Here is a 25,131-nt window from a genome sequence, read left to right on the forward strand (position 1 = left end):
ACGTGCACCCGGCGGCCTCTACGCGCGTCAATCTCTTGTGCGGGCAAGGGAGTTGTCAAGGTTCGCCGGGCGACGGATGCCTGACGGGTGGGTGAACCGCCCGAGATACCCGGAATTCCGTCTACGCTGGGTCGTCGCACCAGCCGTAGTCCGTTCGAGGAGCTGAGCCCGAGATGTCCGCAGACCGCCCCACCCTGCCGCCGGTCCGGCTGCACTCCGAAGCGGAGCTGGCCCGGGACGTGCTGAGCGCGCCGCTGATGGCCAGGGCCGCGAAGCTCGCCCGCTGGGCCGAGCCGGGCGTTCCCGTCGGCGTCGGCGGGGAGCTCCTCCAGGAGCCGCTGGCCGCCGCCACCGAGCACCTCGGCCTGGCGGGCGACGAGGACGGCCCCGCGTACACGGCCGAGGCGTGGCAGCTGGCGGTGGACACCGGGCTGGTGGAGGTCGAGGAGACCGCCGAAGCGGCGGACGGCGAGACCGCCGACGACCTCCCGGACGACACCGCGGCCGGCACCGCCACCCCCGGCGAGGAGCTGCGCCTGCTCACCTCCGCCAGCCCGCAGGACGTCCTGGAAATCTGGCTCGGCGGCCTGGACACCGTGCTCGCCGACGCGGCCGCCCCCGACCTCTCCGGCATCGCCGAGCAGCTCGCCGACGGTGGCGAACTCGACCTGGACGCGATCGACTGGAACCCGGAGGAGGAGGCCGAGCTGCTGGACGGCATCCTCGGCAACCTCTATCTGCTGACCGCCCTGAGCGAAAGCCCTGACCAGGACGTTCCGCTGCCCGCCCTGGCCGCCTCCATGATCGTCCCGGACGATATGGACGAGCCGACCGACGACATCCTCGAAGAGGTCTCCGAGGCGATGATGCGCCTGGACGACCAGTTCCGGGTACTGGAGCCGATCGGGCTGGTCGCGTACCGGCCGGTGGACGAGGCGCTCATCGAGGAGCTGGACGAGGACGGCGAGACGGCGCTCCCGGGCTCCGGTCCAGAGGGGACACCCGGCGCGGAGCCGCTCGCCGACGAGGACGTCGCCCGTTACGGCCTGGTCCGTCTCACCCCGCTCGGCATCTACGCCGTACGCGCCCGCATGCTGGACGCCGGGGTGCACGCCCCGGCCGTCGGCGACCTCACCGACAAGGGCGCCGATGTCCTCCTCGACGCGCTGCCCGACTACCCCGAGGCGCTCGCCCAGGCCGAGTCCGAGCAGTGGCTCGCGGCCCGTACGCCCGTGGACGCCGCCCGGGATCTGCTCTCGGCCGCCCGCGGCGACGACGAGCGCGCCCCGCTGCGCCGGCTCGCCGCGCAGCAGACGCTCTCCCTGGTCACGCTGGACGCGGAGGCCGCACTGCGGGAGGTCCTCGACGACCGGCAGCTGGGCGGTCTGGCCCGGGTCTGGCTCGCCGAGCGGGCGGTCTCCGACATTCCCGAGCCCTCCCAGGACATGATCTTCTGGCTGACGGTGGACACCCTCGCCGCCCAGCTGGGCAGCGCGGACGACGAAGCGGCCGCCGAGCTGCGCGACCTGGTCCGGGGCCTGACCGAGCAGCACAGCGGGTTCTTCGATGCGGCCTGGCGAGTGGACCACCCGGCCACCGCCGAGGTCCTGGAGGCCATGGGCCGGCTGCACCCGGACCGTAAGGCCGCCAAGGAGGCCCGTAAGGCCGCGTTCAAGGCGCGCTCCCGGCAGGGCGGCTGAGCTCGGGGCATCTCGGGTGTCTCGGGGGCGTCTCGGGCGTCCGCATCTCCGGGCGTCTTGGGGTCCGTATCCCGGGGTGTCCCGGGGGCGCCGCGGTCTCGGTTGCGAGTGGGGTCAGGGCCTGACCCATGCATGGGACAGGCCCTGACCGCTTCCTGGATGTCGGTACGCGTTCAACCGGAGTTCGAGGACGCGGGGAAGGGTTTCCGGCGCAGGCACAGGGGACCTCAGGCCATCCAGGAGATGACATGCCGCTCACCCGCAGAGACTTCGCCAAGCGTTCCGCCCTCGCCGGTGCGGGCGTGGCACTGGCCGGCAGCGTCGGGGTGCTGGCCACCGCGCCCGGAGCCATCGGCGGGGAAGCGACGGAGGGCGCCGACGACGGCACGGCGGACGGCACGCTCGGCTACGGCCCGCTGGTCCCCGACCCGGACGGCATCCTCGCACTGCCCGCCGGCTTCTCGTACCGGATCATCACCCGGACCGGTGTGACCAAGCTCGACAGCGGCGAGTCCACGCCCTCCAACCACGACGGCACCGGCACCTTCGAGGGCACCCGCGGCAGCACCCTGCTCGTCAACAACCATGAGCTGAAGGGCCCGCGCGCCGACTGGCCGCACCCGGTGCCGCTCGCCGAGGGACTCGTCTACGACCCGGCGGCGTCCGGCGGCTGCACCGTCGTGGAGGTCGCCAAGGACGGTACGCCGGTCGGCGAATGGGTCGGCATCGCCGGCACCTCCACCAACTGCGCGGGCGGGACCACCCCTTGGGGAACCTGGCTGACCTGCGAGGAGAACGAGGACAAGGCCGGCGAGCACGGCATGACCAAGGACCACGGCTATGTCTTCGAGGTCGACCCTTCCCCAGGCTCTCAACTGCGTTCGAGCAGGGGAGGCCCCAATGCCGTCGAGGCCGGCCGTGAGCCCAAGCCCCTCAAGGCGCTGGGCCGTTACGCCCACGAAGCGGTGGTCGTCGACCCCAAGCGCGGCCACCTCTTCCTGACCGAGGACGCCGACGAGCCCAACGGCCTCTTCTACCGCTGGAGCCCGCCGCAGGGCTTCCGGCACGGACGCGGCAAGCTGCGGACGCTGGCCGACGACGCCGGTGTGCTGGCCGCCCCCAAGTGCTTCGACTCCGGCGGCCGGTTCGTCGACGATCTGTCGCGCGCCACGAAGACCGGCACCGTCTACGGCGTCGACTGGATCGAGGTCCCCGACCGCGACGCCCGTACGACATCGGTGCGCAAGCAGTTCGCCGACGATGAGATCACCCGCGCCCGCAAGCTGGAGGGCATGTGGTGGGCGGACGGCGGTGCGTACATCGTCTCCTCCTTCGCCCGCGAGGAGAGCCCGGTCCAGCACGACGGGCAGGTCTGGTTCTACAACCCGTCGCGGCGGACCCTCACACTGAAGGTGCTGCTCGGCGTCAACCCGGACCCTGCCGAGGACGGCGCGCTCGACGGCCCCGACAACATCACCGTTTCCCCCTACGGTGGCCTGATCATCGCCGAGGACGGGGAGGGCGTCCAGCATCTCTTCGGGGCCACCGAGGACGGCCGGACCTACCCGATCGCGCGCAACGAGGTGAACGTCGGTACGGCCGAGGAGCCGGAGTTCGGCGAGTTCACCGGGCCGGTCTTCTCCCCGGACGGGCGGACGCTGTTCGCCAACATCCAGGATCCCGGGATCATGCTGGCGATCACCGGGCCGTGGAAGCGGCAGCGGTAGGGGTAGCGGAGGGGGTTCCGTCGGTGGTTTTCGCGGTGGTTTCCGAGGCGGTTTCGCCGGCCGGGGGCTCAGGGGCCGTTGCCGTGATGACGTAGTAGTCCAGGAGACCGGCCTTGTACGCCGTCAGATAGCGGCGCGCCCACTCGTCGCGGAGCTCCGGCTGCTGGGCCATATAGCGGTCGTACGGCTCCCAGACCGCGTCGCCGATCGCCCGCACCTGGACGTCCCTCAGGCCCGCCGTGACCAGCGCCGTGGCGACGTCATCGATCACATGGGGGACGTCCAGGCCGTCCGCGTACGAGGGCAGCAGCTCGGGCAGTGCGCGGGCGGCGTCGTGATCGCGGGCGAAGAACGTGGTCAGCGCCAGCCGGCCGTCCGGGCGCAGCACCCGCGCGGCCTCGCGCGCGAAGGCGGACAGATCGCGGAAGTGCTGCGCGGCCTCGACGGAGTAGAGACAGTCGATGGCGGCGTCGGGGAGCGGGATGCGCTGGGCGGCGCCTTGGATGAAGTCGAGGGGGGCGGGGGCTGCGTTGGGCCCGGTGGAAGGGCCGTTCCCGCTGGTGGTGCCGTTTCCCCCGTCGGGGGGTGAGAGCAGCGCCGCGTGGGTGCGGCGGGCGCGGGCGATCTGGTCCGGGTGGGCGTCCAGGCCGATGACCTTGCCCAGGCCGAATTCCTGGAGGGCCAGTACGCAGCCCAGCCCCCGGCCGCAGCCGACCTCCAGGGCGGTGCGGTCCTGCGGCCGGTCGAAGGTGCCGAGCACCAGACGGTAGAGGTCCTGTTCGCTGCGGACGCGGTCGGCTTCGGTGAACGGGCGGTCGGCGATGTCGGGCAGCCGTGCCCAGTAGCCGAAGTTGATGAAGCCGCCGGCGAAGGCGGGGACGGTGCTGAGGTCGGCTTCGCCGTAGGTGATCGCTACCCGGTCGGGGAGCGAGTCCGCCTCCCCGGCGGTTGTCCGGCCGGGCGAGTCCGCTTCCGCGGCGGTTGTTCGGTCGGGGTGGTTCGTTCGGCCCGCGTCGTCGGTTCGGCCCGGCTGGCCGGGGGTGCCGGTCGGGGGCTGCTGCGTCATGGAACGCTCCTGGTGGTGTCGCTGCGCTCTGCCCGGGCCGACTTGGCTGCTTGCCGTTATCGGCCGGCCCCCGTGGGGGTTTCGATGTTCGCGGCACGTTGATCGCCACGTTATCGGCTGTCCCGCCGTTGTGCCTGCGGTGGGCTGTTGCCGCTGCGCGGGGCTGTTCGGCAGCGGTGCCGGGCTTACACGGCTCCGCCGCTACAGCCCGGCCCCTCCCGAGGGTGGTGGGGAGGGCGCGTCAGCCCCCACCGGCCTCCGCCCGTAGGCGTCTGCGGGCCGGTGGGGTTGCGCGCGGTGTCAGAGCGCCGCGGCCGCGGGCTTCTGCATGCCGCGTACGGTGCGTGCGTCGACGAATTCACCCATGGCCGTCATCTCCCATTCGCCGGAGAACTGGCGGATGAGCTTGACCATCATGACGCCGGTGCGCTGCTCGGAGTTGGTGAGGTCGAAGCGGACCAGCTCCTCGCCGGTCTGTGCGTCGGTCAGGCGGCAGTACGCCTTGGCGACATCCGAGAACTTCTGGCCGGAGAACGAGTTCACCGTGAAGACCAGGCCGGTGACCTGCGGCGGGAGTCCGCCGAGGTGGACGGTGATGACCTCGTCGTCGCCGGAGCCGTCGCCGGTGAGGTTGTCGCCGGAGTGCTGGATCGCACCGTTCAGGATCGACAGCTTGCCGAAGAAGCAGTTGTCGATCTTCTTGCGATCGGGGCCGTAGGCGATGACGGAAGCGTCCAGGTCGATGCTCTTGCCGCGGTACGCGGGCTCCCAGCCGAGGCCCATCTTGACCGAGGTGAGGACCGGCTGACCGCCCTTGACCAAGGAGACCGTCTGGTTCTTCTGGAGGCTGACGCGGCCCTTGTCCAGGTTGACCTTGCCGAGGGAGGGGAACGCCGGGCTGGGCTGGGTGGAAGAAGCAGCAGCGGCGGGGGTGGCGGGCTGGGCCGGGGGAGTGGCTGCCGGTGGCGGGGCGACGGGGGCGGGGGTGCCGGCGGGCGGGCCCCACTGGGCGGCCGGGGAGGGGGGCGGTGCCGCCGGAGGAGCCGGGGGTGTCTGGGGGGCGGCGGGGGCGGACGGCTCCTCGTCCACGCTGACGCCGAAGTCGGTGGCGATGCCCGCCAGGCCGTTGGCGTAGCCCTGGCCGACGGCGCGGACCTTCCACGCGCCGTTGCGGCGGTAGATCTCCATGACGATCAGCGCGGTTTCCGTGCCGAGCTGGGGCGGGGTGAAGGAGGCGATGACACCGCCGGTCCCGGCGTCGCGGACCGTGCCGGTCGGCTCGGTGCCGGCGAAGGTCGCGCCGGGGGCGTCCAGGCTGGCGGTGACGACGACCTTCTGGATGTCGTCGGGCACCGCGGCGGTGTCCACGGTGATGGTGTCGCCGGTGCCGCCGGCCGCGGCGGTGTGGGTCACACCGGGGCCGCTGGGCTGGTTGTAGAACACGAAGTCGTCGTCGGAACGCACCTTGCCGTCGGCGGTGAGCAGCAGGCCCGACACGTCGAGCCGCACGGGGGCGGTGACGTCCACCGCCACCCGCGCGGAGGTGAGCGGGAGGTTCGAGCCAGGAGTCATAACGGTCATGCCAGCAGTAACGAACGGCCCGCCTTTGCGGTTCCATTACCCGTACGCGGATGGCCGCCCGGTACGGAGGGCCGCCCGGTTCGGGGTGATCAGCGGCGTTCGCGTGAATTGCCGAACAGCAGCCGGTAGATGATCAGCAGCACCAGGGCCCCGGCGACCGAGGCGATCCACATGGACGGCTCGCCGAAGTCCTTCGGTATCGGGCGGTCCAGGAACTTGGTGGACAGCCAGCCGCCCATGAAGGAGCCCACGATACCGATCAGCGTGGTGCCGATGAGCCCGCCCGGGTCGCGTCCCGGCAGCAGGACTTTGGCGATGACGCCGGCGACCAGTCCCAGTACGAGCCAGCTGACGATGCCCATGATGCATTTCCTCGTTCCTGCGCGGTAGATGCGCCGCGCTATGTCTTCTCAAGACGCAGTCCGGCGGCGTGGAGTTCCGTGCGGAGGCGGAAAACCGCTGGTGCGGGCGGATTCGGTTCAGTGGGGCCAGCGGGGCGGATCGGTGCAGAACGCGCCGCCCAGGTGGGTGTGTTCCGGGTTGTCCCAGGAGAGTTCGCCCTGTGCGGCGATCAGTTGGGCGGCGTAGGTCTCGGAGTCGTCCTGGGGGTCGTAGCCGAGCGCGCGGGCGGTGGAGAGGTCCCACCACAGGCGGGTGTTGGCGGAGGAGGCGTAGGCGACGGTGTGGCCGACGTCCTTGGCGGTCAGGGAGGCGTGCAGCAGGCGGGCGCAGTCGGCCGGGCTCAGCCAGATGGAGAGCATGCGGACGCTGGTGGGTCGGGGGTAGCAGGAGCCGATGCGCAGCGAGGCGGTCTCGATGCCGTGCAGGTCCCAGTAGAGCGAGGCGAGATCCTCGCCGAACCCTTTGGACAGGCCGTAGAAGGTGTCGGGGCGGTGGGGTGTGTCGACGGGGATGGCGGCGGAGCCGTCCGCGGGGCGGGGAGTGAAGCCGACGGCGTGGTTGGAGGAGGCGAAGACGACTCGGCGTACGCCTTCCTCGCGGGCGGCTTCGTAGAGGTGGTGGGTGCCCTCGATGTTGGCCCGGAGGATCTGCTCGAACGGGGCCTCCAGGGAGATGCCGGCCAGATGGATGATCGCGTCGACGTCACGGACCGCCTCGCGCAGCGCCTTCCGGTCGGCCAGATCGGCGGTGATGGCGTCCGGTTCGCCGTCGATGGGCCGCTGGTCGAAGAGTCTCAGCCGGTATCCGTAGGGCGGCAGCAGCTCGCGCATCAGGGTGCCCACGCCACCGGCGGCTCCGGTGAGCAGGACGGTGCGGGGTGCTTCGGTCATGGGCGGGATGCTTCCGGGTGGGGCTGATGGTCGAGCTGCCGGGGTGCATGGCTGCATGGATGCAGGTGCGGATGGTGTTCAGATGAGTGGAACGCTAGAACGGTAGGGAGCCGGGTGATGGCGGGTCAAGAAGCTTGATTCACTGGGGAGAGGCGGTTGTGCGGTGGGGCTTCGTCGCCACTCCTCCGCCGTCTCCGCCTTCGCCCGGAGATCGCCCTCGCCTTCCGCCGCGCGCTGGACCCGGCGACGAGGCCCCTGCGTACCGGCGCGTTCCTCTACCCGTGAGATGCCGTCGGCGCCCCGGATGCCGCTCGCCGCATCGCCCGACTCGGGGATCCGTACCCTTGGGCGCCGCGCACCGCTGCGGCGCCGACGCCGGTGTGGATCCGGCGGACGTCCCCGCGCACGCCGACGGCGTGGTGGTCCCTGCACCGGTGACGCCGCGGCCCGCGCCGATGCGCCCGGCCCGCTCGGGGACGGCGATCCTCGCCGCCGATCTCACCGTCGTCTCCGGTCTCGGCGGCAGCCCCGGCACCCTCGCCGCCGATGCCGCCCACGCCGCCTCGCCGGGCGTGGGCGCACTGCGGCGCTACCACGCGGGCCTGGCGAGCGACCAGGATCAGTCCGCCGTACCGGCCGCGCTGCGCGACACCGCGGGGAACACCGCACGCTGAAACAGCCGGGCGTGCCGCGCCGGTCCGCTCGGTCCGCCCGGTCCGGTCGGCTGTGTGGAGGCGGCCGCGTCCGTGGCGCCGGTGAGATGTGCGAAGACGACGACATTGCCGAGGTATTCCTGCGTGTCGGCGTCGAAGTCGCCGCCGCAGGTGATCAGACGGAGTTCGGGCCGGTCGGCCTCCCCGTAGACCTTGTCGTCCGGGAAGTCCTCGCCGTCGTAGACCTCGACCGCGTCGACGGTGAAGACCGCCGTCCGGCCGTCCTCGCGCAGGATCTCGATGGGGCTGTGCTTCTTCAGGGAGCCCAGGCTGTAGAAGACGGCGGGCCCGGAGTGGCTGTCGACATGGCCGGCGATGAGGGCGGTGCCCCGGCTTCCGGGGGCGGCGCCGTCCTTGTACCAGCCGGCCAGGTTCTTGGTGGCGTCCGGTGGCGCGTCGAGGCTGCCGTCCGGGGTCAGGCCCAGCTTCATCAGGGGTGCGTCGATCTTCACGGACGGCACGGTGACCCGGACCGGCTCCGACGCGGGCAGTGGCGGGATGGCCGGTACGGCGGGTACCGCGGGCCGGGTGCCCGGCGGACCGGCGCCGAACCCCTGGGCGGCGGACGGCTGGGGCGGCGGTCTGGTCTCGGTGCCGTGGCTGAGCAGCCAGAGGCCGGTGGCCAGCGCGAGCGCGGTGATGCCGGCTATGACGGGTGTGCCGCCACGGGCGGGGCTGCGGGGTCCCATCGCTGTGCGCACTCCTCCCGGGAAGCGGGATTCGGTCCGCGGACCGGCCCCCCGGCTGCCTCGCAGGCATCCGGCCGTTGCTGCTCACGGCGGCCGGCCGGGGCAGGTCCCCCTCAGGAGCGGCCCCCCTCGCGACGGCGGCGCAGCATCCAGATGCCCCCGGCGACAGCGGCCATCACCAGGGCCGAGCCCGAGGCGATCTCGGAGGCGCTGGAGCTCTCGGCCGTGGTGCCGGCACCGGTCTTCGCCTTTCCCTTGGGCGCCGGGGTGGCACTGCTGCCGGCGGTGGCGCCCGGGGGGCCGCCCCCGGCGCCGTGCTCGCTCACCGTGCTGCCCTCGCCGCCCTTGGCCGTCTTGCCCACCTTGCTGATCTTGCTGACGCCGACGGTGCCGGTGAGCTCCTTGCCGTGGGAGCAGATACCGCCGAGGCCGTAGTTACCGGGCCGGGTGCCGGACGGAATCCGCAGCGTGCCCTGCACGTTCCCGGAGTGCGCCCGTCCCGTGGACGAGAGGTGGATGATGCCGGCGCCCAGCGCGCTCGCGTCGACCCTGGCCGAGCCGTTCTTCCCGCAGGCGTTGCTGGTCAGACTGACCGTGGAGCCCGCCGTGGCCGCGCCGGGGGAGGCCTCGATGGTGCCGAAGTCACCGGCGGACGCCGCGGTGGTGGAGAGACTTAGCGCGGCGACGGACAGCGCGGCACCGGTGAGTACTCGACTGGAACGCATGGTGACGAACCTCCACGAAGCGCGGACCGGGCACGCCGTTGTGCCACGAGAAGAGTTGACGGAGTTCCACGCTTCCTGATTCCGAGGTAAGCGGCCCGGCGCCGACCAAGCCTGCTGACATGCTGTCAGAACATGCCTCGCCGGTCGACGGCCGTCCCGCATCGCCAGGAAAAGGGCAGGTCGGGGCGGGATTTCCGGTGAGAGTCGGTAATCTGGCGCGTTGGGGTGATCGGGTGACGGGGTGTGGCGGTGCTGGGTTGCGTCGTGCCGGTCATCCCCCTGCCCAGGCCGGGCGTGCCTACCCCGGCCGTACGAACCCGCATTCGTACGCGGCGATCACCGCCTGGGTCCGGTCCCGCACCCCGAGCTTGGCCAGCACCCCCGCGACATGGGTCTTGACCGTGGCGGGGCCGACCCCCAGCCGGTCCGCGATCTCGGCGTTCGTCAGCCCGCCCGTCATCAGCCGCAGCACCGCGCCCTCCCGCTCCGACAGCCGGTCCCGCAGCGCCCGCGCCGCGTCGTCCGCCGCCCGCTCCCCGGCGTGCCGGGCGGCCAGCGCGCGGACCGCCGCCGGGAACAGCAGCGAATCGCAGCGCGCCACCAGCCGCACGGCCTGGACCAGCTCCTCCGCGCCGGACCGCTTGAGCAGAAACCCGCTGGCCCCGGCCCGCAGCGCGTCATAGACATAGGAGTCGTTCTCGAACGTCGTCACCACGATGATGCGGGGCGGCTCGGACATCCCGGCGAGCACCTGCTCGGTCGCACGGATACCGTCGATCTCAGGCATCCGGACGTCCATCAGTACGATGTCCGGGCGCAGTTCACGGATCAACGGCACCGCCTCCGCGCCGGTCGCCGCCTCGCCGATCACCTCCATATCGGCCTCCGCGCCGAGGATCGCGCGTAGCGCCGAACGCACCATCCGCTCGTCGTCGGCGAGGACGACACGGAGCGCGCGGGCGCCGCCGGCCCCGGGAGGCGGAACGGTTTCCGTACCCGTCGCGTCCGCCTGCTCGCCGTTGTTGCGCATCCCGCTCATTCCCGCTCGCCTGCCCTGTCCTTGCTGAGCTCGCTGTGTTTGCCGTGCTCGACCCGGTTGATTCGGTGGATCCGGCCGACCCGGTGGACCCGGCGGACCCGGGTCAATTCGGTGGACCCGGTCATCCGGCCCCCCGCCCTGTCCCACCCGGCCGACGATCGCCCGGCTTACCGTGCCGCCTGTCCCGCCCACGGTGCCGTCCGTCCCGCTCACCGCGCCGCCCCCAGCGGCAGCCGGGCGGTCAGCCGCCATACGCCGCCGCGCGCAGCGGCCGTCGCATTGCCGCCCAGCAGCCGGGCGCGCTCACCGATACCCCGTAGCCCGCGGCCCCCGCCCGTACGAGCCGCCGGGGCAGCGGCGTCCGCCGTATCGTCCACCGTCCGCTCCGCCGTCAGCGGGTTCTCCATGGTAAGCGTCAACTCCCCCTCATAGATGTGGAGTTGGAGCTCGACGTCCACCGGACCGGCATGCCGCAGCGCGTTGCTGAGCCCCTCCTGCACGATCCGGTACGCCTCCCGGGAGACCATCGGCGGCAGCCCGGCGCGGCTCCCCTCGATCGTTGTCCGGATGTGCAGACCCACCGCGCGGGTACGGTCGAGCAGCGTGTCCAGGCCGTCCAGGGTGGGCGCCGGAGCGGTCGGCCGAGCGCCGTCCTCCTCGCGCAACAGCCCCAGGACGGTGTCCAGTTCCGCGACCGCCTCACGGGTGGTCTCCTCGATGGCGGTCAGCGCCTGGCGGGCGAACTCCGGGTCCGCGTCCAGGACCCGGCGGGCCGCGCTCGCCTGGAGGGTGACGGCGCTGAGCGCGTGCCCCACGGAGTCGTGCAGCTCGCGGGCCAGCCGGTTGCGGGAGGCCAGATCGGCGGCCCGGCGCTCGGCGGCGGCCAGCTGGTCGGCGGGCGTCGGCCCCAGGAGCAGCGGTGCGCAGCGGGCCAGCAGCGCCCCGGCCGCCCAAGCGGTGCCGACCAGCAGGGCCAGCAGCATCAGACCGGCGAGCGGGCCGAGCGCACGGGGGACGGGCTGCCACCACCACAGCGAGGCGTACCGGTCGGGGCCGGAGTACGGCAGCGCCAGCAGCACGATCGCGGCCGGCGGTACGGCGAGCGTCATCCCGCTCACGGTCCCGCCGATGCCCACATGCATCACGAACCACAGCGCCGCACGCCGCCTGGCCGCCCACGAGTCGGCCGGCCCGTCGGCCAGCAGTTCCTCGGGCACACCGCACAACGACCGTACGGAGCCCACCGAGACCGGCCGCGCCTGCGGGACAAGCACCACCAGGGCGGCGAGCGGCAGCGCGCCGCCGAATGCCAGGAGCTGGGTCGTGAGATCGCGCCACGGATCGGCGCCGGGCACGATCAGCGAGAGAACGACCGTCATCAGCAGGAAGAACGGCATCAACAGCGCGCCGCCCTGCACCAGATGGCTCCAGCGCCCGACGATCAGTTGCACCGCGCGGCCTCGCGTTCGGCGAAGAAATGGGCATCGGCGACTGCCGCGAGTATTCCGACCAGCATCTGCACAGAGTAGGCCAGGCCCAACCAGGGCGTGGCGAGCCGCGGATCGACGGCGGGCACCGAGAGCGTGGTGAGCGTCATCCAGCCGCCCCAGCAGGCCGGCGCGCCCGAGCCGGTCCGGGCGGCGGCCGGCGGCAGCAGGAGCGGGACGTGGCGGCCGCGCCATCAGCACGGTCAGCGCGTTCAGCGCCATCAGGGAGTTGCCGTCCTGGCGCAGCGCGCTCGCCTCGGGAATGCCGATCCGGCTGCCCGCGACCCGGGCGGTCTTCAGCGAGAGGTAGGGGACGCAGGCGACCAGGGGGCCGCCCGGAGGAGGGAACGGGTGCGCTGCGCGGTCATGCCCTCAGACTTCCGGCGTCCCGGCCCGGCCGCCTCGCCCTCGGTGACGATCCTCCCCCCATTGCCTGAACGGCATGGGAGGTACCCCCATCGCCGGACGGGGGGAGCCGTACGACGGAAGCGGAGGAGAGGGTTCCGGGGCGGAGGTGGGGAGGGAGAGTCGGGATGCCGCCGGGCCGGACGCCGCGCCGGAAGGTGGCTCAGAGCCGCCGGGTGGCCAACGTCAGCCGGTCCCGCGCGTCGAACAGCGCGTCCCTGATGGTCTGTTCATGGGCCGGCGTGAGCCGTGCCACCGGCACCGAGCAGCTGATCGCGTCCCGCGCCGGGGTGCGGTACGGGATCGCCGCACCGAAACAGCGCAGGCCCAGCGTGTTCTCCTCGCGGTCCACCGCATAACCCCGCTCGCGCACCGTGTGCAGCTCCTCGATCAGCTGCTCGCGGTCGGTGATGGTGCGCTCGGTCAGCGCCGTGAGGGTGGGCGGCAGCAACGCGCGGACCTGGTCGTCGGTGTAGGTGGCGAGCAGCGCCTTGCCCAGCGAGGTGGAGTGCGCGGGCAGCCGGCGGCCGACCCGGGTGAACGGCCGCAGATAGTGCTGCGACTGGCGGGTGGCGAGATAGACGACATTGACACCGTCCAGCCGCGCGAGGTGGATCGTCTCGGTGGTGTCGTCCGCGAGCCGGTCCAGCGCCGGGCGGGCGGCGGCCACCACTTCGTCGCCGTCGATGTACGACGTGCCGACCAGCAGGGCGCGGACGCCGATGCCGTAGCGGGTGCCGGTGGCGTCCGTCTCGACCCAGCCCAGGTCGACGAGGGTGCGCAGCAGCATGTAGAGGCTGGACTTGGGGTAGCCGACGGCTTCCTGGACCGAGGCCAGGCTGTGCATGCCGGGGCGGCCCGCGAAGTACTCCAGCAACTCCACCGTCCGCACCGCGGACTTGACCTGCGATCCACCGGAATCGGCAGCTGACATCGCCCTTGACCCCTCTGCTCGGACAGTCATAGAGTCCCATATGTTCATGATCCGGGACGATGTTCAGCATATCGAACGCCGTACGGGCTGCGGCAAGACCGGGCACGCTCCGACCCGTCCCGGTCATACTCGATACGGCTCGATACGGCTCGGCTCGTACGGTCGGCACGGCATCGCCCGGGAGGAATGCACGGTGGCAGCAGAGGCAGCACCAGTCTGGAGTGTCGACCCCCGAACCGGGAAGCCACGCGAACAGGTTGCGGTGGAGTCCACAGCGGCCGAGGTGGACGCGGCGGTACGCACGGCGCACGCCGCCTTCGCCCCGCTCGCCGACCGCACCGTACGCGCCACCTTCCTGCGCCGCGCCGCCGGTCTGCTCGACGAGGCGGGCGAGGCGGTCATCGAGGCCGCCGACGCCGAGACCGCGCTCGGCCCCGGCCGGCTCACCGGCGAACTCGCCCGCACCACCTACCAGTTGCGGGCCTTCGCGGACGGTGTGACCGAGGGCGCGTTCCTCGACGTACGCATCGACCACGCCGACCCCGACCGCACCCCGCCACGGCCCGACCTGCGCCGCTACAAGATCCCGCTGGGCACCGTCGCGGTCTACGCCGCCAGCAACTTCCCGCTCGCCTTCTCCGTCCCGGGCGGCGACACCGCCAGCGCCCTCGCGGCCGGCTGCCCCGTCGTCGTCAAGGCGCACCCCGACCACCCCGCCACCTCCGAACTCTGCGCCGCGCTGCTGCGCCGCGCCGCCACCGACGTCGGCCTGCCCGAGGGGGTGGTGAACCTGGTGCACGGCTTCCAGGCGGGCATCGACCTGGTGCGCCACCCACTGATCTCCGCCGCCGGGTTCACCGGCTCGGTGCGCGGCGGCCGTGCCCTGTACGACGCGGCCGCGGCCCGCCCGCACCCCATCCCCTTCCACGGCGAACTGGGCAGCCTCAACCCCGTCGTGGTCACCGAGGCCGCGGCCGCGGAACGCGCCGAGCAGCTCGGCACCGGGCTCGCCGCCTCGATGACGCTCGGCGTCGGCCAGTTCTGCGTCAAGCCCGGCCTCGTCCTGGCACCGGCCGGCGACACCGGCGACCGGCTGCTGAAGTCGCTGACCGCCGCGGTCAGCGACACCGAGCCGGGGGTGCTGCTCGACCACCGGATGCGGGACGCGTTCCTCGACGGCGTCCGCACCCGCGCCGAACTCCCCGACGTCCAGGCGCCGGTGACCCCGGGCGCGGGCGGCGAACACACCGTCAGCGCGGGCTTCCTCACCGTCCCCGCCGCTCGCCTCGCCACCGAAGGGCCGCACGACCTCCTCCTGGAGGAGTGCTTCGGCCCGGTGACCGTCCTCGCCCGCTACACCGACGAGTCCGAGATCGGCGCCGTACTCGCCCGGCTGTCCGGGAATCTCACCGCGACGCTCCATCTGGGCGACGCGGAGAGCGCGGGGACCGATGCTGCCGTGGGTACGGAGAGCGCCGCGACCGGTGATGTGGCAGGCGACGCGGGTGACGCTGGGGATGGTGGTGACGGCGTCGGCCTGGGCGCCCGTGGCGCTGCGGACAGCAACGACGGCATCGGCCTGGGTGCCCGACTGCTCTCCGCGCTCACCCCGCTGGCCGGACGCATCGTGGTCAACGGCTGGCCGACCGGTGTCGCGGTAGCCCCCGCCCAGCACCACGGCGGCCCCTACCCGGCCACCACCTCCACCTCGACCTCCGTCGGCGGCACCGCCGTCGAACGCTGGCTCCGCCCTGTCGTCTACCAGGACACCCCGCCCGCCCTGCTCCCGCCCGAGCTCCGTGAGGACAACCCTCCCCCTGGGGGCACCTCCCGGCGTCAGCCGGGGGACTTCGGCCGGGGGGACCCCCATCTCGCTTCGCTCGGCCTGCCACGTCGTGTCGACGGCCGTGCCGAGGGCGCGTAGCGGCACCGTGCACTCCGCCTCCGGCCTCCGGGTCCGTGCCGCCACCCCCGCCGACCTGGAGACGATTGCCGCCGTGCACACCCGCGCCCGCGCGGCGTACGCCCGTGCACGGGTCCCGGACGCCCCCTTCGACGCGCCGGCCGAACACGCCCGCCGGCGCGCCGCCTGGGCACACGTCCTGGGCCGGGCCGACACCGCCGGCCTCTGCGCCGAACGCCATGGCACGGTCGTCGGCGTCGCCTCCTACCTCGCGTGCCCGGCCACCTGCGGCCACCGGCCGGCGGGCACCGTCACCCTGCAGCAGCTGCATGTCGACCCCGGCCACTGGGGCACCGGCGTCGGCCGTGCACTGCACACCGCCTGCCTGCACGCCTGGCGCGCGGCCGGCCACTCCCGTGCCGTCCTCGACGTGCTCTGGCACAACCACCGTGCCCGCGCCTTCTACGCCGGCCTCGGCTGGCGCCCCGCCCCGGACCGCCGCCCGGCCCCCGATGCCAGCCACCTCACGCTGGTGCTGCCCCTGGCCCCGGACGTCCCTCCCGCCGGGCGATGATCTGCAGCCGTTTCGCGGTGTGCCCGTTCAGCGTCGCGACCGACCCCACCCGCTCTCGCAGCACCGAGAACCCCGCCTCGCGCACCAGTCCCCGCAGCCGCTCCGGCGCATGATGGCGGAACACCCCGCCATCGGGCGTCGTGAACACCCCATAGATGCCGCACTCTTCCCGCCACCGCCCGTACCGCTCCTTGTGGTACGCGTCGTACTGCAGCGGCACATCGCTCAGATACAGCACCCCACCCGGCCGTACCAGCCGCCCCAGCTCCGCGACGATCGCCGACTGCGCCGCGTCCTGCGGAACGCACGTCAGCACCGCGAACAGCAGCGCCGCGTCAAACTCCGCGTCGTCGAACGGCAACGGGAAGTCCACCCAGCGCATCAGATCCAGCCCGGGGTGTTCGCGCCGCCCGCGCTCGATGAGTGCCGCCGAGACATCCACCCCGAGCAACGACCGATAACCGAGCCCGGCCAGCTCGGCCGTCAGCCGTCCGTAACCGCAGCCGTAGTCCAGCACCCGGGCGGTACGCGGCAGATAGCCGTCCAGCAATTCCGTATCGAGCGGATGGGTGAAGGTCTTGGCGGAACCGGTCGTTTCCCAGAAAGCGAGAAGATCCTGAGGTGAGGTCATAACGGGACCGTACGTCCTTGCCGTTATGTCTGTCCTGCTCTGCGCCTGTCTCGTCTGCGCCTGTCCTGTCTACGCCTGTCTCGTCTCGAAACGGATTACCTTGCCGTCCTGGACGGTGAACCGCCAGCGGGTGCGCATATCGCCCCAGGTGTCATTGCTGTAGCGGGCCAGCAGTGAAAGCCCGTCATCGGTCTCCGACTCCACCTCCATATGGCCGTTCGAGGAGAAGATCTCCTGCTCGGTCCACTGCCTCAGATCGCGGTCGGTACCGTCGTCGGACATCGTCGCATCCGGTGCCAGCGCGGCCTGGAAACCGCTGCGGTCATGGGCGTTGAGCGCGGTGACGAAGGCGCGTACAACGGGGTTGGTCAGGCTTTCGGCGGGAATGCTCACGACCATTCCTTCAATTCGGGGAGCGTTCGGGGAGGCTTTCGCGAAGGGTTCGGGAGGCTTTCCGGAATCGTTCGGGAGGATCCCGGGAATCCCCCTGGAAGAATCTTGGAGAATGTTCGGGAAGCGGGAAGCGGGAAGCGGGAAGCGGGAAGCGCGGGACAGGGAATCCCCGGCAGGATAATTTCCGGAGGGCTCCCGCCGGGCACCGGCGGCGTGTCGAGCGTGCCGCGGCGCTGCTGACGTCGCTTCCCCGCCGGGTGTTGAGGGAGCGTTGCCCCGTCCGCGTCCCCCGCTGACCTGCGCGGATAAGGGATGCTTGCGGAACGGCGAAGAGAATTTGTCATAGACGGGGAGCCGGACGCCGAGCAGAGTGGGGGCATGCAGCGACCTGAGCCATGTGCCTCACTCGGCGGGAGCGAATTCGCTCCCGAGACGACCTATCTGAATTCCGCCTCCAGCGGACTCCTCCCGGCCCGCACCGCCGCTGCCCTGCGCGCGGCCCTCGACGAATCCACCTCCTACGGCACCATGGGCCGCGACTACTTCGGTCCCGCCGCGGCCTCCCGGGCCGCCTTCGCCCGGCTGTTGGACGTCCCCGAGGAGCGGGTCGCCCTCGGCAGCTCGGTCGCGGTGCACTCCGCGTTCGTCGCCGGCACGCTCCCACCGGGCGCCGAAGTGCTGGTCCCGGAGGGTGACTTCAGCTCTCTGGTCAATCCGTTCGCCGCGCGCCCCGGCATCAAGCTGCGCACCGCGCCGCTGGCAGACCTCGCCGAGGCGGTGCGTCCCGGCACCGCGCTGGTCGCGTTCAGCGCCGTGCAGTCGAGGGACGGCCGGATCGCCGACATGGCCGCGGTACGGGAGGCCGCGCGGGCCCATGGGGCGCGTACCTTCCTGGACGTCACGCAGGCAGCCGGCTGGCTGCCGTTGAGCGTCGCCGGCTTCGACTACGTCACCTGCGGGGCCTACAAGTGGCTGCTGTGCCCGCGCGGCGCCACCTTCATGGCGTTCGGCGGGGACGCGGCCGAGGGCGGCGCCGGGGCCTGGCCGGACCCGCTGCACGCGGGCTGGGTGGCCGGTGAGGACTTCGACGAGTCCTGCTACGGCCCGATCCGCCGGCCGGCCACCACCGCCCGGCGCTTCGATGAACCGCACGCCTACTACGCGTACGTCGGCGCCCAGCACTCCCTCACCCTCATCGACGAGATCGGCATCGCCGCCATCCACGCCCACAACACCGCGCTCGCCGACCACTACCGGGCCGGTCTGGCCGGGCTCGGCCGCACCCTCGTCCCGGCACCCGGTTCGGCGATCGTGTCCACCCCGGGACTCGCCGGCGCGGAGAGCCGGCTGGCCGAGGCGGGCGTACGGGTCTCGGTGCGCGACGGGCAGCTGCGCGCGGCCTTCCACCTCTACAACTCCACGGATGACGTGGACCGGCTGCTGGGACTGCTGCGCCGGTAGGGAATGAAGTTCCCCTGAGCTCCGCGCGACCGGCGCTGCTTCTGCCGGTGTCGTGGCGTCTCGTTCCGTGCCGTGCTGGAAGGGGCTTCTGGTAGGGGGCCGCCATGCCGTACGTCCGCCTCGCGGCGCGGCCGCCGCACAGACCCACTGTGCGGCGGCCGCGCCACCGGTGCTTCCGCATGCCCTCAGGCCACGGGGTTCGTCGCCCTACTTCACGGGGGTGAAGTCCCGCGCGCCGATGTACTCCGGCCGCCGGACCGGCGCCGCGAACGGCTCCACCGCCGTGTTCTCCACGCTGTTGAACACGATGAAGACATTGCTGCGCGGGTACGGCGTGATGTTGTCACCGGAGCCGTGCATCGCGTTGCAGTCGAACCAGGTCGCCGAGCCGGCCTTGCCGGTGAACAGGCGGATGCCGTGCTCGTCCGCCATGTTCGTCAGGATCTTGTCCGACGGGATGCCCGCGTCCTGCATCTGCAGCGACCGCTTGTAGTTGTCCTTCGGCGTCTCACCCTCGCAGCCCACGAAGTGCCGGTGCGACCCGGGCATGATCATCAGCCCGCCGTTGGTGTCGTAGTTCTCCGTCAGCGCGATCGAGACCGACACGGTGCGCATGTTCGGCAGACCGTCCTCGGCGTGCCAGGTCTCGAAGTCGGAGTGCCAGTAGAAGCCCGAGGCACCGAAACCGGGCTTCACATTGATCCGTGACTGGTGGACATAGACGTCCGAGCCCAGGATCTGCCGGGCGCGGCCGACCACCCGCGGATCGGCGACCAGCTTGGCGAACACCTCGCTGATCTTGTGCACCTCGAAGACGGACCGGACGCTCTGCGACTTCGGCTCGACGATGGAGCGCGGGTTGGCGCGCATCGCCGGGTCGAGAACGAGCCGGTCCAGTTCGGCGCGGTACACCGCGACTTCTTCCGCCGTGAGCAGTTCCGGGATGGCGAAAAAGCCGTCGCGTTCGAAGTCGCTCAGCTCGGACGGCTCGAAGGGGCCGGCCGCTCCGGGCTGCGACCACACCACCGGGTCCTTCCGCGGGGTGATCACCTCAGCGGTCCCACGGGTCGGGTACAGGTCGGCGGTGCGCTCGGGTGCGGTGGTCATGGTGTTGCCTTCCTCTCCTCTCGTACGTGCTCTTCTTACCTGCGCGTGATGCGTGCCTTCCTCAGCTGCCGGACGGGGCAGCCGACTGCCGGACGGGGCAGACGGATGCGGCTCAGCCCAGTTCGGGCTCGGTGAGCAACGGGTAGACCCCGTTCTCGTCGTGGTCCTCACGGCCGGTGACCGGAGGGTTGAACACACACACGCAGCGGAAGTCCTGCTTGATCCGCATGGTGTGCTTCTCATGCCCGTCGAGCAGGTACATCGTGCCCGGCGTAATGGTGAATTTCTCGCCGGTCTCGTCGTTGGTGAGCTCGGCCTCACCCTCGACGCACAGGACGGCCTCGTAGTGGTTGGCGTACCACATCGAGGTCTCGGTCCCCGCGTACAGGGTGGTCTCGTGCAGGGAGAAGCCGACGCCCTCCTTGGCGAGCACGATGCGCTTGCTCTCCCATGTGCCGGACTGGGACTTGACGTGGCGGTCGGTGCCCTCGATGTCCTTGAACGAGCGGACGATCACGGTGAGTCGTTGCCTTTCTGTGAAACGGTCGGGAACTCCGCGCCGGTCAGGCGCAGTCGCGGGTCGCGCGGGCGAGGATCCGCAGACCCTCGTCCAGTTCCTCGGGGGTGGTCGTCAGCGCCGGGAGCAGCTTGACGACCTCGCTCTCCGGGCCGGAGGTCTCGATCAGCAGACCCAGCTCGAAGGCGCGCTTGGCGATCTTGTTGGCGAGGCTCTTGTCCACGCACTCCAGGCCCCACACCAGACCGCGGCCGCGGTACTCGGTGAAGGCCCCGGGGTGCTCCTCGACGATGGCCTTGAGGTGCTCCTCGACGATCTCACCCCGGGCCAGGGTCTGCTTCTCCATCTGGCCGTCGGCCCAGTACGTGTCCAGCGCGGCGGCGGCCGTGACGAAGGCCGGGTTGTTGCCCCGGAAGGTGCCGTTGTGCTCGCCCGCCTCCCAGACGTCCAGCTCCGGCTTGAACAGGGTGAGCGCGAGCGGCAGGCCGTAGCCGCTGATGGACTTCGAGACGGTGACGATGTCCGGCACGATGCCCGCCTCCTCGAAGGAGAAGAAGGCACCCGTTCGGCCGCAACCCATCTGGATGTCGTCCACGATCAGCAGCATGTCGCGGCGCTTGCACAGATCGGACAGGGCGCGCAGCCAGTCGGCGCGGGCGACGTTGATGCCGCCCTCGCCCTGGACCGTCTCGACGATCACCGCGGCGGGCTGGTTGAGGCCCGAGCCCTGGTCCTCCAGCAGCTTCTCGAACCACAGGAAGTCCGGGATCTGGCCGTCGAGGTAGTTGTCGAACGGCATCGGGGTGCCGTGCACCAGCGGGATGCCCGCGCCGGCCCGCTTGAAGGCGTTGCCGGTCACGGCCAGCGAGCCGAGCGACATGCCGTGGAAGGCGTTGGTGAAGGACACGATCGACTCGCGGCCCTTGACCTTACGGGCCAGCTTCAGCGCGGCCTCGACGGCGTTGGTGCCCGTCGGGCCCGGGAACATGACCTTGTAGGGCAGGTCACGCGGCCGCAGGATGATGTTCTGGAAGGACTCCAGGAACGCCCGCTTGGCCGTGGTGGACATGTCCAGGCCGTGGGTGACGCCGTCCCGCTCGATGTAGTCGATCAGGGCGCGTTTCAGCACCGGGTTGTTGTGGCCGTAGTTGAGCGAGCCGGCGCCGGCGAAGAAGTCGAGGTACGTGTGGCCGTCCTCGTCGGTCATACGGCTGCCCTGCGCGCGGTCGAAGACGGTGGGCCAGCCACGGCAGTAGCTGCGCACCTCCGACTCCACGGTCTCGAAGACGCTGAGGTCGGGCTGGGTGATAGTCACAGCATGCTCCAGGGAGATGAGTGCGAAAGAGGGGGGAAGACTGAGGGGGCCGATCGATGCCGGCCGCGTGGGGTGCGGGGACCCGTGGGTGCGCATGCGGCAGTACGGCCGCGGGGCACGCGGGACGTCACTGCCCGGTACCGGCCGGTACGTCGAACGGGCCGATGAGGTGCAGGACCTCCGGCTCGTGGCCCTGTTCCGGGAACAGTCCCGCGTCGAAGAGGACCTCACGGCCCAGTGCCACTCCGTGGCGCTCGGCGAACGACGCGAACAGCTGGTTCGAGGCGGCGTTGTCGGGCGTGATGGTGGTCTCGACGAATCTGATGCCCAGCTCATGCGTGGCGCGGGTGGTCAGCCCGTCCAGGAGTGCGGCCGCCAGCCCCTGACCACGGTGCGCGTCGTCGACGGCGACCTGCCAGACGACGAGTGTCTCCGGGCGGTCGGGGCGGATGTAGCCGGTGATGAAGGCGGCCGGCTCGCCCTCCGTGTCGCGGGCGACGACGGAGGTGGCGGCGAAGTCGCGACACCACAAGAGGTAGCTGTAGGAGGAGTTGAGGTCCAGCGCCTTGGAGTCGCGGGCGATGCGCCAGATCGCGGCTCCGTCCTCCACGCGTGGGGTGTCGAGCTTGAAGCCCTCCGGCAATTCTCTGATATCGGTGCGGGCACGTGCATGGTCTGCTTGTGCGGCGGTCATGGAAATCAAATTTACCCAGGGAAAAACGAAATTGCATCGCGGGCAGGGGTTACGCCGACGGCTTGGTTGTGTTATCGCGCGGGGGCGCCCGAGCGCGCGGATCCATCGCGGGATGTCCCGATTTGACCAGGAGATTCGGGGTGAAACGGACACATTGTGTAGTCGGTCACAGCTCCGTAACGTCATGGAGACGCGTCCGAATTACGGTACTTGACGCTAGCGAAATCTTGGCGTTTGAGGTGCGGAAAACCGGGCAGAAGAATACGGGAAGCTGTGCTTCTGAAGAATTGGGAATTCGCAAGTGGAAGGTCTCCCGGAAGGCATCCGGGAGAGAAAGCGGGGCGGCCGCGGGGGTTTCCGCGAAACGTCCGGGATAACGCCCGGGAAGCCGCAGAAGCGGCCCACGGACGGCGCGGAACCAGCCCCCGGGCGCTCGGTGGACCGCTGGGGGACGGCCGGGAGAAGGCCCTCTCCGCCCGCCGCGGCACCCGGCATACAGTGCCTGCATGACGTCCATGAGTGAGGGTGCGGTGCTGCACCTCAAGGGGAGGGTCCTACTCGGGCCGGACGACGTACGCGACGAGCTGTGGGTCGTCGGCGGTCGGGTGACGTATGAGCGGCCGGCCGGGGCGCGGGAGGTCACCACCGTCCAGGGCTGGGCGCTGCCGGGCCTGGTCGACGCCCACTGCCACGTGGGGCTGGACGCCCACGGCCCGGTGGACGACGCCACCAGCGAGAAACAGGCGCTGACCGACCGCGACGCGGGCACCCTGCTGATCCGGGACGCCGGATCGCCCTCGGACACCCGCTGGATCGACGACCGCGAGGATCTGCCGAGGATCATCCGCGCCGGCCGGCACATCGCCCGTACCAAGCGCTACATCCGTAACTACGCGCACGAGATCGAGCCGGAGGACCTGGTCGCCTATGTCGCCCAGGAGGCCCGGCGCGGCGACGGGTGGGTCAAGCTCGTCGGTGACTGGCTCGACCGCTCCACCGGCGATCTGGGGTTCTGCTGGCCGCGCGGCGCGGTCGAGGCGGCCATCGCCGAGGCCCACCGGCTGGGCGCCCGGCTCACCGCCCACTGCTTCGCGGAGGAATCCCTGGGCCCGCTCGTCGAAGCCGGCATCGACTGCGTCGAGCACGCCACCGGCCTCACCGAGGACACCATCCCGCTGTTCGCCGAGCGCGGGGTCGCGATCGTCCCCACGCTGGTCAATATCGCCACGTTCCCGCGCCTGGCCGACTCCGGCGAGACGAAGTTCCCGAAGTGGGCGGACCATATGCGGCGACTGCACGCACGCCGCTACGACACCATCGGGGCGGCCTACGACGCCGGGGTGCCCATCTACGCCGGTACGGACGCCGGCGGCTCGCTCGCGCACGGCCTGGTCGCCCAGGAGGTCGCCGAGCTGATGAAGGCCGGCCTCCCCGTCGAGGCCGCGCTCTCCGCGACCACCTGGGGTGCCCGGGACTGGCTCGGCCGCCCCGGCCTCACCGAGGGTGCCCCCGCCGACCTGGTGGTCTACGAGTCCGATCCGCGCGCGGACGTCCGGGTGCTGGCCGCCCCGCGCCGGGTGGTCCTGCGCGGCCGGGTGGTCGGCTGACGGGGCGTCATGCGTCTCGTCACCGCCCGCGTCCCGTCACCCGTCCCGTCAACACATGTGTCCCGCACGGTGGTACGGCTGTGACTGAGGGAAAGTCTCCTGCCACAGGAGTCGATTCAAGCCACAACACCAACTCATAAGAATGAATTTACCTTGTGAGGATGCGCGTTCCCCCAAAAGGTAGACACGATGTGCGCGTCAAGGCTGTTCGGCCCGCGCGATGTCCCCCATTGGCGCGCCGACGGCTCCGTTTCTCTCGTAAGGGTCCCACTCACGTGTCCACCAGCTCCAGCCATTCCTCCGGCACGCCCACGCGCCGTGCCTCCCGCCGGCTCGCCGCCACCTGGGTCGCCGCCTCCCTCACGGCCGGTCCCGCCGTACTGCTCGGCGCCGCTCCGGCGCACGCCACCGGCGACCACGGCACCTCCGGCGCGGCCATCCTGCGCGCCGACCTCAACGTCGGTCTGCTCCACAAGACGGCCGAAGTCCCGCTGAAGGCCACGCTCAACGAGGTGCACGCACCGGCCTCGGCCGAGAAGACCGCGCTCTCCGTCCAGCTGGACGGCGTCAACCACGGCAAGTCGTTCAACATGCTGCGCGCGAACGTCGCCACCGCGCGTGCCACTGCCGACGGCCACAAGACCGAGGGCTACGCCAACCTGGAGCACGCCGAGGTGCATCTCCCGGCCCTTGCGTCGCAGTCCCTGCTCGAGGTCAAGAAGGTCACCTCCAAGGCGATATGCACGGCGGGCGAGCGCCCGCGGGCCGAGTCGAACATCCTGGGCACCGTCCGCGTCCTGGGCAAGGAGGTCACCCTCCGCGCCGACGGGACGAAACAGGTCAAGGTGCCCGGTGTGGGCGAAGTACGACTCGACCTGTCCAAGAAGAGCGTCACCTCCAAGAGCGCCGCGGCCACCGCGCTCGATCTGAACGTCTCCGTGAACCCGCTCAAGCTCAACGTCGCGGACGTCAAGGGACACATCAAGCTCGCCGAGGCCAGCTGCACCACCGGCAAGGGATCCGGTGACGGCGGCACGTCCGGCGGCAGCGGCGGCCAGACGGGCGGCGGCAGCGGCGGTCAGACCGGCGGCGGCAGCGGCGGTCAGACCGGCGGCGGCAGCAGCGGCGGCAGCGGTGGTCAGGCGGGCGGCGGCAGCGGCGGTCAGACCGGCGGCGGCAGCGGCGGCAGCGGCGGTCACTCGTCCGGCGGCCAGACCGGCGGCAGCTCCGCCGGGCAGGCCTCCGGCGGGGCGTCGGGCGGCGGCAACGACACCCATCCGCAGACCGGCACCAAGCCCGCCGGCGACAACCTCGCCGAGACCGGCAGCAGTTCGGCCACCCCGTACCTCGCCGGTGGCGCGGCCCTGCTGCTCTTCGCGGGCGCCGGATCGCTCGGCTACGCACGACGCCGCCGCAACGCGGCACAGGGCGGCTGACCGACCCCGTACTCCGCGCCGGTGTCGTGGGGGCGCCGGACCCGCTGGGTACGGCCCGAGGCACGCCGTACGGCGTGCCTCACCCCTCGCCGGGGCCCCGTCGAAGCGTGGATCGACGGGCGCCCCGGCGGGGCC

At 71.5% G+C, this 25,131-nt stretch carries 24 protein-coding genes and 1 pseudogene; 8 read left to right on the top strand and 17 right to left on the bottom strand.

Translation table 11 applies throughout. From position 1 onward, the window contains the following. The first annotated feature begins 173 nt into the window (after window positions 1–173). Together K9S39_RS33355 and K9S39_RS33360 are read left to right on the top strand one after the other, a co-directional pair. Entirely contained in the window at window positions 174–1,700 is a 1,527-nt protein-coding gene (locus K9S39_RS33355; RefSeq protein ID WP_248867042.1) for a cytochrome P450, read from the top strand. Window positions 1,701–1,948: 248 nt separating this feature from the next. Beyond that, on the top strand, window positions 1,949–3,427 hold the full coding sequence (locus K9S39_RS33360) for an alkaline phosphatase PhoX (protein ID WP_248867043.1): 1,479 nt from the start codon (window positions 1,949–1,951) through the stop codon (window positions 3,425–3,427). Here K9S39_RS33360 and K9S39_RS33365 read toward each other — a convergent pair. From K9S39_RS33365 to K9S39_RS33380, 4 genes are all read right to left on the bottom strand, one after another. After that, window positions 3,399–4,493, bottom strand: coding sequence for a class I SAM-dependent methyltransferase (locus K9S39_RS33365; protein WP_248867044.1), 1,095 nt, complete (start codon window positions 4,491–4,493; stop codon window positions 3,399–3,401). The genes K9S39_RS33360 and K9S39_RS33365 overlap by 29 nt on opposite strands. A gap of 300 nt (window positions 4,494–4,793) precedes the next feature. Then, a complete protein-coding gene (locus tag K9S39_RS33370) occupies window positions 4,794–6,065 on the bottom strand; it encodes a TerD family protein (RefSeq protein WP_248867045.1) in 1,272 nt (423 codons plus the stop codon). 98 nt (window positions 6,066–6,163) lie between these two features. Continuing rightward, window positions 6,164–6,436, bottom strand: a complete 273-nt coding sequence (locus tag K9S39_RS33375; protein ID WP_248867046.1) for a GlsB/YeaQ/YmgE family stress response membrane protein — start codon at window positions 6,434–6,436, stop codon at window positions 6,164–6,166. 117 nt (window positions 6,437–6,553) lie between these two features. Next, complete coding sequence (locus K9S39_RS33380; protein WP_248867047.1) at window positions 6,554–7,366, bottom strand: NAD-dependent epimerase/dehydratase family protein; 813 nt, start codon at window positions 7,364–7,366, stop codon at window positions 6,554–6,556. A gap of 344 nt (window positions 7,367–7,710) precedes the next feature. Between K9S39_RS33380 and K9S39_RS33385 the strand changes: the two genes are divergently transcribed. After that, window positions 7,711–8,040, top strand: coding sequence for a hypothetical protein (locus K9S39_RS33385; protein WP_248867048.1), 330 nt, complete (start codon window positions 7,711–7,713; stop codon window positions 8,038–8,040). A 74-nt stretch (window positions 8,041–8,114) separates the two neighbouring features. On the opposite strand, the pseudogene K9S39_RS33390 reads toward K9S39_RS33385, so the two are convergent. The 7 genes and pseudogenes from K9S39_RS33390 to K9S39_RS33415 form a co-directional block, all read right to left on the bottom strand. Next, window positions 8,115–8,768: pseudogene (locus tag K9S39_RS33390) on the bottom strand (class F sortase); the annotation flags it as partial. A gap of 113 nt (window positions 8,769–8,881) precedes the next feature. Continuing rightward, the gene (locus K9S39_RS33395) at window positions 8,882–9,493 is read right to left on the bottom strand and encodes a hypothetical protein (RefSeq protein WP_248867049.1); all 612 of its coding nucleotides are present in this window, start codon (window positions 9,491–9,493) and stop codon (window positions 8,882–8,884) included. A 298-nt stretch (window positions 9,494–9,791) separates the two neighbouring features. Further along, window positions 9,792–10,532, bottom strand: coding sequence for a response regulator transcription factor (locus K9S39_RS33400; protein ID WP_283113140.1), 741 nt, complete (start codon window positions 10,530–10,532; stop codon window positions 9,792–9,794). Continuing rightward, window positions 10,529–10,657 carry a hypothetical protein gene (locus tag K9S39_RS42205; RefSeq protein WP_283113141.1) on the bottom strand — a complete coding sequence of 43 codons (129 nt, stop codon included), beginning with the start codon at window positions 10,655–10,657 and terminating at the stop codon, window positions 10,529–10,531. Before K9S39_RS42205 ends, K9S39_RS33400 begins: the two co-directional genes overlap by 4 nt. 84 nt (window positions 10,658–10,741) lie before the next feature. Beyond that, the gene (locus tag K9S39_RS33405) at window positions 10,742–11,929 is read right to left on the bottom strand and encodes a sensor histidine kinase (protein WP_248869075.1); all 1,188 of its coding nucleotides are present in this window, start codon (window positions 11,927–11,929) and stop codon (window positions 10,742–10,744) included. A 44-nt stretch (window positions 11,930–11,973) separates the two neighbouring features. Then, window positions 11,974–12,129, bottom strand: a complete 156-nt coding sequence (locus K9S39_RS33410; protein WP_248867050.1) for a hypothetical protein — start codon at window positions 12,127–12,129, stop codon at window positions 11,974–11,976. A gap of 458 nt (window positions 12,130–12,587) precedes the next feature. Next, on the bottom strand, window positions 12,588–13,358 hold the full coding sequence (locus tag K9S39_RS33415) for an IclR family transcriptional regulator (protein WP_248867051.1): 771 nt from the start codon (window positions 13,356–13,358) through the stop codon (window positions 12,588–12,590). A gap of 46 nt (window positions 13,359–13,404) precedes the next feature. On the opposite strand from K9S39_RS33415, the gene K9S39_RS33420 reads away from it, so the two are divergent. Next, window positions 13,405–15,282, top strand: a complete 1,878-nt coding sequence (locus tag K9S39_RS33420) for an aldehyde dehydrogenase (NADP(+)) (protein WP_283113142.1) — start codon at window positions 13,405–13,407, stop codon at window positions 15,280–15,282. A gap of 7 nt (window positions 15,283–15,289) precedes the next feature. Further along, window positions 15,290–15,835 (top strand): GNAT family N-acetyltransferase, encoded by a 546-nt coding sequence (locus tag K9S39_RS33425; RefSeq protein ID WP_248867052.1) that lies wholly within the window; start codon window positions 15,290–15,292, stop codon window positions 15,833–15,835. Here the strand turns inward: K9S39_RS33425 and K9S39_RS33430 are convergent. Together K9S39_RS33430 and K9S39_RS33435 are read right to left on the bottom strand one after the other, a co-directional pair. Beyond that, window positions 15,786–16,466 carry a class I SAM-dependent methyltransferase gene (locus K9S39_RS33430; RefSeq protein WP_248867053.1) on the bottom strand — a complete coding sequence of 227 codons (681 nt, stop codon included), beginning with the start codon at window positions 16,464–16,466 and terminating at the stop codon, window positions 15,786–15,788. The two genes, K9S39_RS33425 and K9S39_RS33430, sit on opposite strands and share 50 nt — an antisense overlap. Before the next feature lie 69 nt (window positions 16,467–16,535). Further along, window positions 16,536–16,859, bottom strand: a complete 324-nt coding sequence (locus K9S39_RS33435; RefSeq protein WP_248867054.1) for a nuclear transport factor 2 family protein — start codon at window positions 16,857–16,859, stop codon at window positions 16,536–16,538. Window positions 16,860–17,237: 378 nt separating this feature from the next. Here K9S39_RS33435 and K9S39_RS33440 point away from each other — a divergent pair, with 378 nt between their 5' ends. After that, on the top strand, window positions 17,238–18,320 hold the full coding sequence (locus tag K9S39_RS33440) for an aminotransferase class V-fold PLP-dependent enzyme (RefSeq protein WP_248867055.1): 1,083 nt from the start codon (window positions 17,238–17,240) through the stop codon (window positions 18,318–18,320). Window positions 18,321–18,527: 207 nt separating this feature from the next. Here K9S39_RS33440 and thpD read toward each other — a convergent pair whose 3' ends face one another. From thpD to ectA, 4 genes are all read right to left on the bottom strand, one after another. Then, entirely contained in the window at window positions 18,528–19,427 is a 900-nt protein-coding gene (thpD, locus tag K9S39_RS33445; protein ID WP_248867056.1) for an ectoine hydroxylase, read from the bottom strand. A 112-nt stretch (window positions 19,428–19,539) separates the two neighbouring features. Continuing rightward, on the bottom strand, window positions 19,540–19,944 hold the full coding sequence (locus tag K9S39_RS33450; RefSeq protein WP_248867057.1) for an ectoine synthase: 405 nt from the start codon (window positions 19,942–19,944) through the stop codon (window positions 19,540–19,542). A 46-nt stretch (window positions 19,945–19,990) separates the two neighbouring features. Further along, window positions 19,991–21,259 carry a diaminobutyrate--2-oxoglutarate transaminase gene (gene ectB, locus K9S39_RS33455; protein WP_248867058.1) on the bottom strand — a complete coding sequence of 423 codons (1,269 nt, stop codon included), beginning with the start codon at window positions 21,257–21,259 and terminating at the stop codon, window positions 19,991–19,993. A gap of 127 nt (window positions 21,260–21,386) precedes the next feature. Beyond that, window positions 21,387–21,953, bottom strand: coding sequence for a diaminobutyrate acetyltransferase (gene ectA, locus K9S39_RS33460; protein ID WP_248867059.1), 567 nt, complete (start codon window positions 21,951–21,953; stop codon window positions 21,387–21,389). 515 nt (window positions 21,954–22,468) lie between these two features. Here ectA and K9S39_RS33465 point away from each other — a divergent pair. After that, on the top strand, window positions 22,469–23,560 hold the full coding sequence (locus K9S39_RS33465; protein ID WP_248869077.1) for an amidohydrolase family protein: 1,092 nt from the start codon (window positions 22,469–22,471) through the stop codon (window positions 23,558–23,560). Between the two features lie 275 nt (window positions 23,561–23,835). Then, window positions 23,836–24,996: an SCO1860 family LAETG-anchored protein gene (locus K9S39_RS33470; RefSeq protein ID WP_248867060.1), complete on the top strand. Its 1,161-nt coding sequence runs from the start codon at window positions 23,836–23,838 to the stop codon at window positions 24,994–24,996. The last annotated feature ends 135 nt before the right edge of the window (window positions 24,997–25,131 follow it).

It is taken from the genome of Streptomyces halobius, from assembly GCF_023277745.1.
GTDB classification, from domain to species: domain Bacteria; phylum Actinomycetota; class Actinomycetes; order Streptomycetales; family Streptomycetaceae; genus Streptomyces; species Streptomyces halobius.

Excerpts from the sequence above, each read along its gene's own strand:
- K9S39_RS33420 (WP_283113142.1), top strand. The coding sequence starts at position 13,405 with ATGATCCGGGACGATGTTCAGCATATCGAACGCCGTACGGGCTGCGGC.
- K9S39_RS33415 (WP_248867051.1), bottom strand. The coding sequence starts at position 13,358 with ATGTCAGCTGCCGATTCCGGTGGATCGCAGGTCAAGTCCGCGGTGCGG.
- K9S39_RS33405 (WP_248869075.1), bottom strand. The coding sequence starts at position 11,929 with ATGCCGTTCTTCCTGCTGATGACGGTCGTTCTCTCGCTGATCGTGCCC.
- K9S39_RS33355 (WP_248867042.1), top strand. The coding sequence starts at position 174 with ATGTCCGCAGACCGCCCCACCCTGCCGCCGGTCCGGCTGCACTCCGAA.
- ectA (WP_248867059.1), bottom strand. The coding sequence starts at position 21,953 with ATGACCGCCGCACAAGCAGACCATGCACGTGCCCGCACCGATATCAGA.
- K9S39_RS33375 (WP_248867046.1), bottom strand. The coding sequence starts at position 6,436 with ATGGGCATCGTCAGCTGGCTCGTACTGGGACTGGTCGCCGGCGTCATC.
- K9S39_RS33365 (WP_248867044.1), bottom strand. The coding sequence starts at position 4,493 with ATGACGCAGCAGCCCCCGACCGGCACCCCCGGCCAGCCGGGCCGAACC.
- K9S39_RS33430 (WP_248867053.1), bottom strand. The coding sequence starts at position 16,466 with ATGACCTCACCTCAGGATCTTCTCGCTTTCTGGGAAACGACCGGTTCC.
- K9S39_RS33410 (WP_248867050.1), bottom strand. The coding sequence starts at position 12,129 with ATGACGCTCACCACGCTCTCGGTGCCCGCCGTCGATCCGCGGCTCGCC.
- K9S39_RS33395 (WP_248867049.1), bottom strand. The coding sequence starts at position 9,493 with ATGCGTTCCAGTCGAGTACTCACCGGTGCCGCGCTGTCCGTCGCCGCG.
- K9S39_RS33440 (WP_248867055.1), top strand. The coding sequence starts at position 17,238 with ATGCAGCGACCTGAGCCATGTGCCTCACTCGGCGGGAGCGAATTCGCT.
- K9S39_RS33465 (WP_248869077.1), top strand. The coding sequence starts at position 22,469 with ATGAGTGAGGGTGCGGTGCTGCACCTCAAGGGGAGGGTCCTACTCGGG.
- K9S39_RS33400 (WP_283113140.1), bottom strand. The coding sequence starts at position 10,532 with ATGAGCGGGATGCGCAACAACGGCGAGCAGGCGGACGCGACGGGTACG.
- K9S39_RS33370 (WP_248867045.1), bottom strand. The coding sequence starts at position 6,065 with ATGACTCCTGGCTCGAACCTCCCGCTCACCTCCGCGCGGGTGGCGGTG.
- K9S39_RS33380 (WP_248867047.1), bottom strand. The coding sequence starts at position 7,366 with ATGACCGAAGCACCCCGCACCGTCCTGCTCACCGGAGCCGCCGGTGGC.
- thpD (WP_248867056.1), bottom strand. The coding sequence starts at position 19,427 with ATGACCACCGCACCCGAGCGCACCGCCGACCTGTACCCGACCCGTGGG.
- K9S39_RS33360 (WP_248867043.1), top strand. The coding sequence starts at position 1,949 with ATGCCGCTCACCCGCAGAGACTTCGCCAAGCGTTCCGCCCTCGCCGGT.
- K9S39_RS42205 (WP_283113141.1), bottom strand. The coding sequence starts at position 10,657 with ATGACCGGGTCCACCGAATTGACCCGGGTCCGCCGGGTCCACCGGGTC.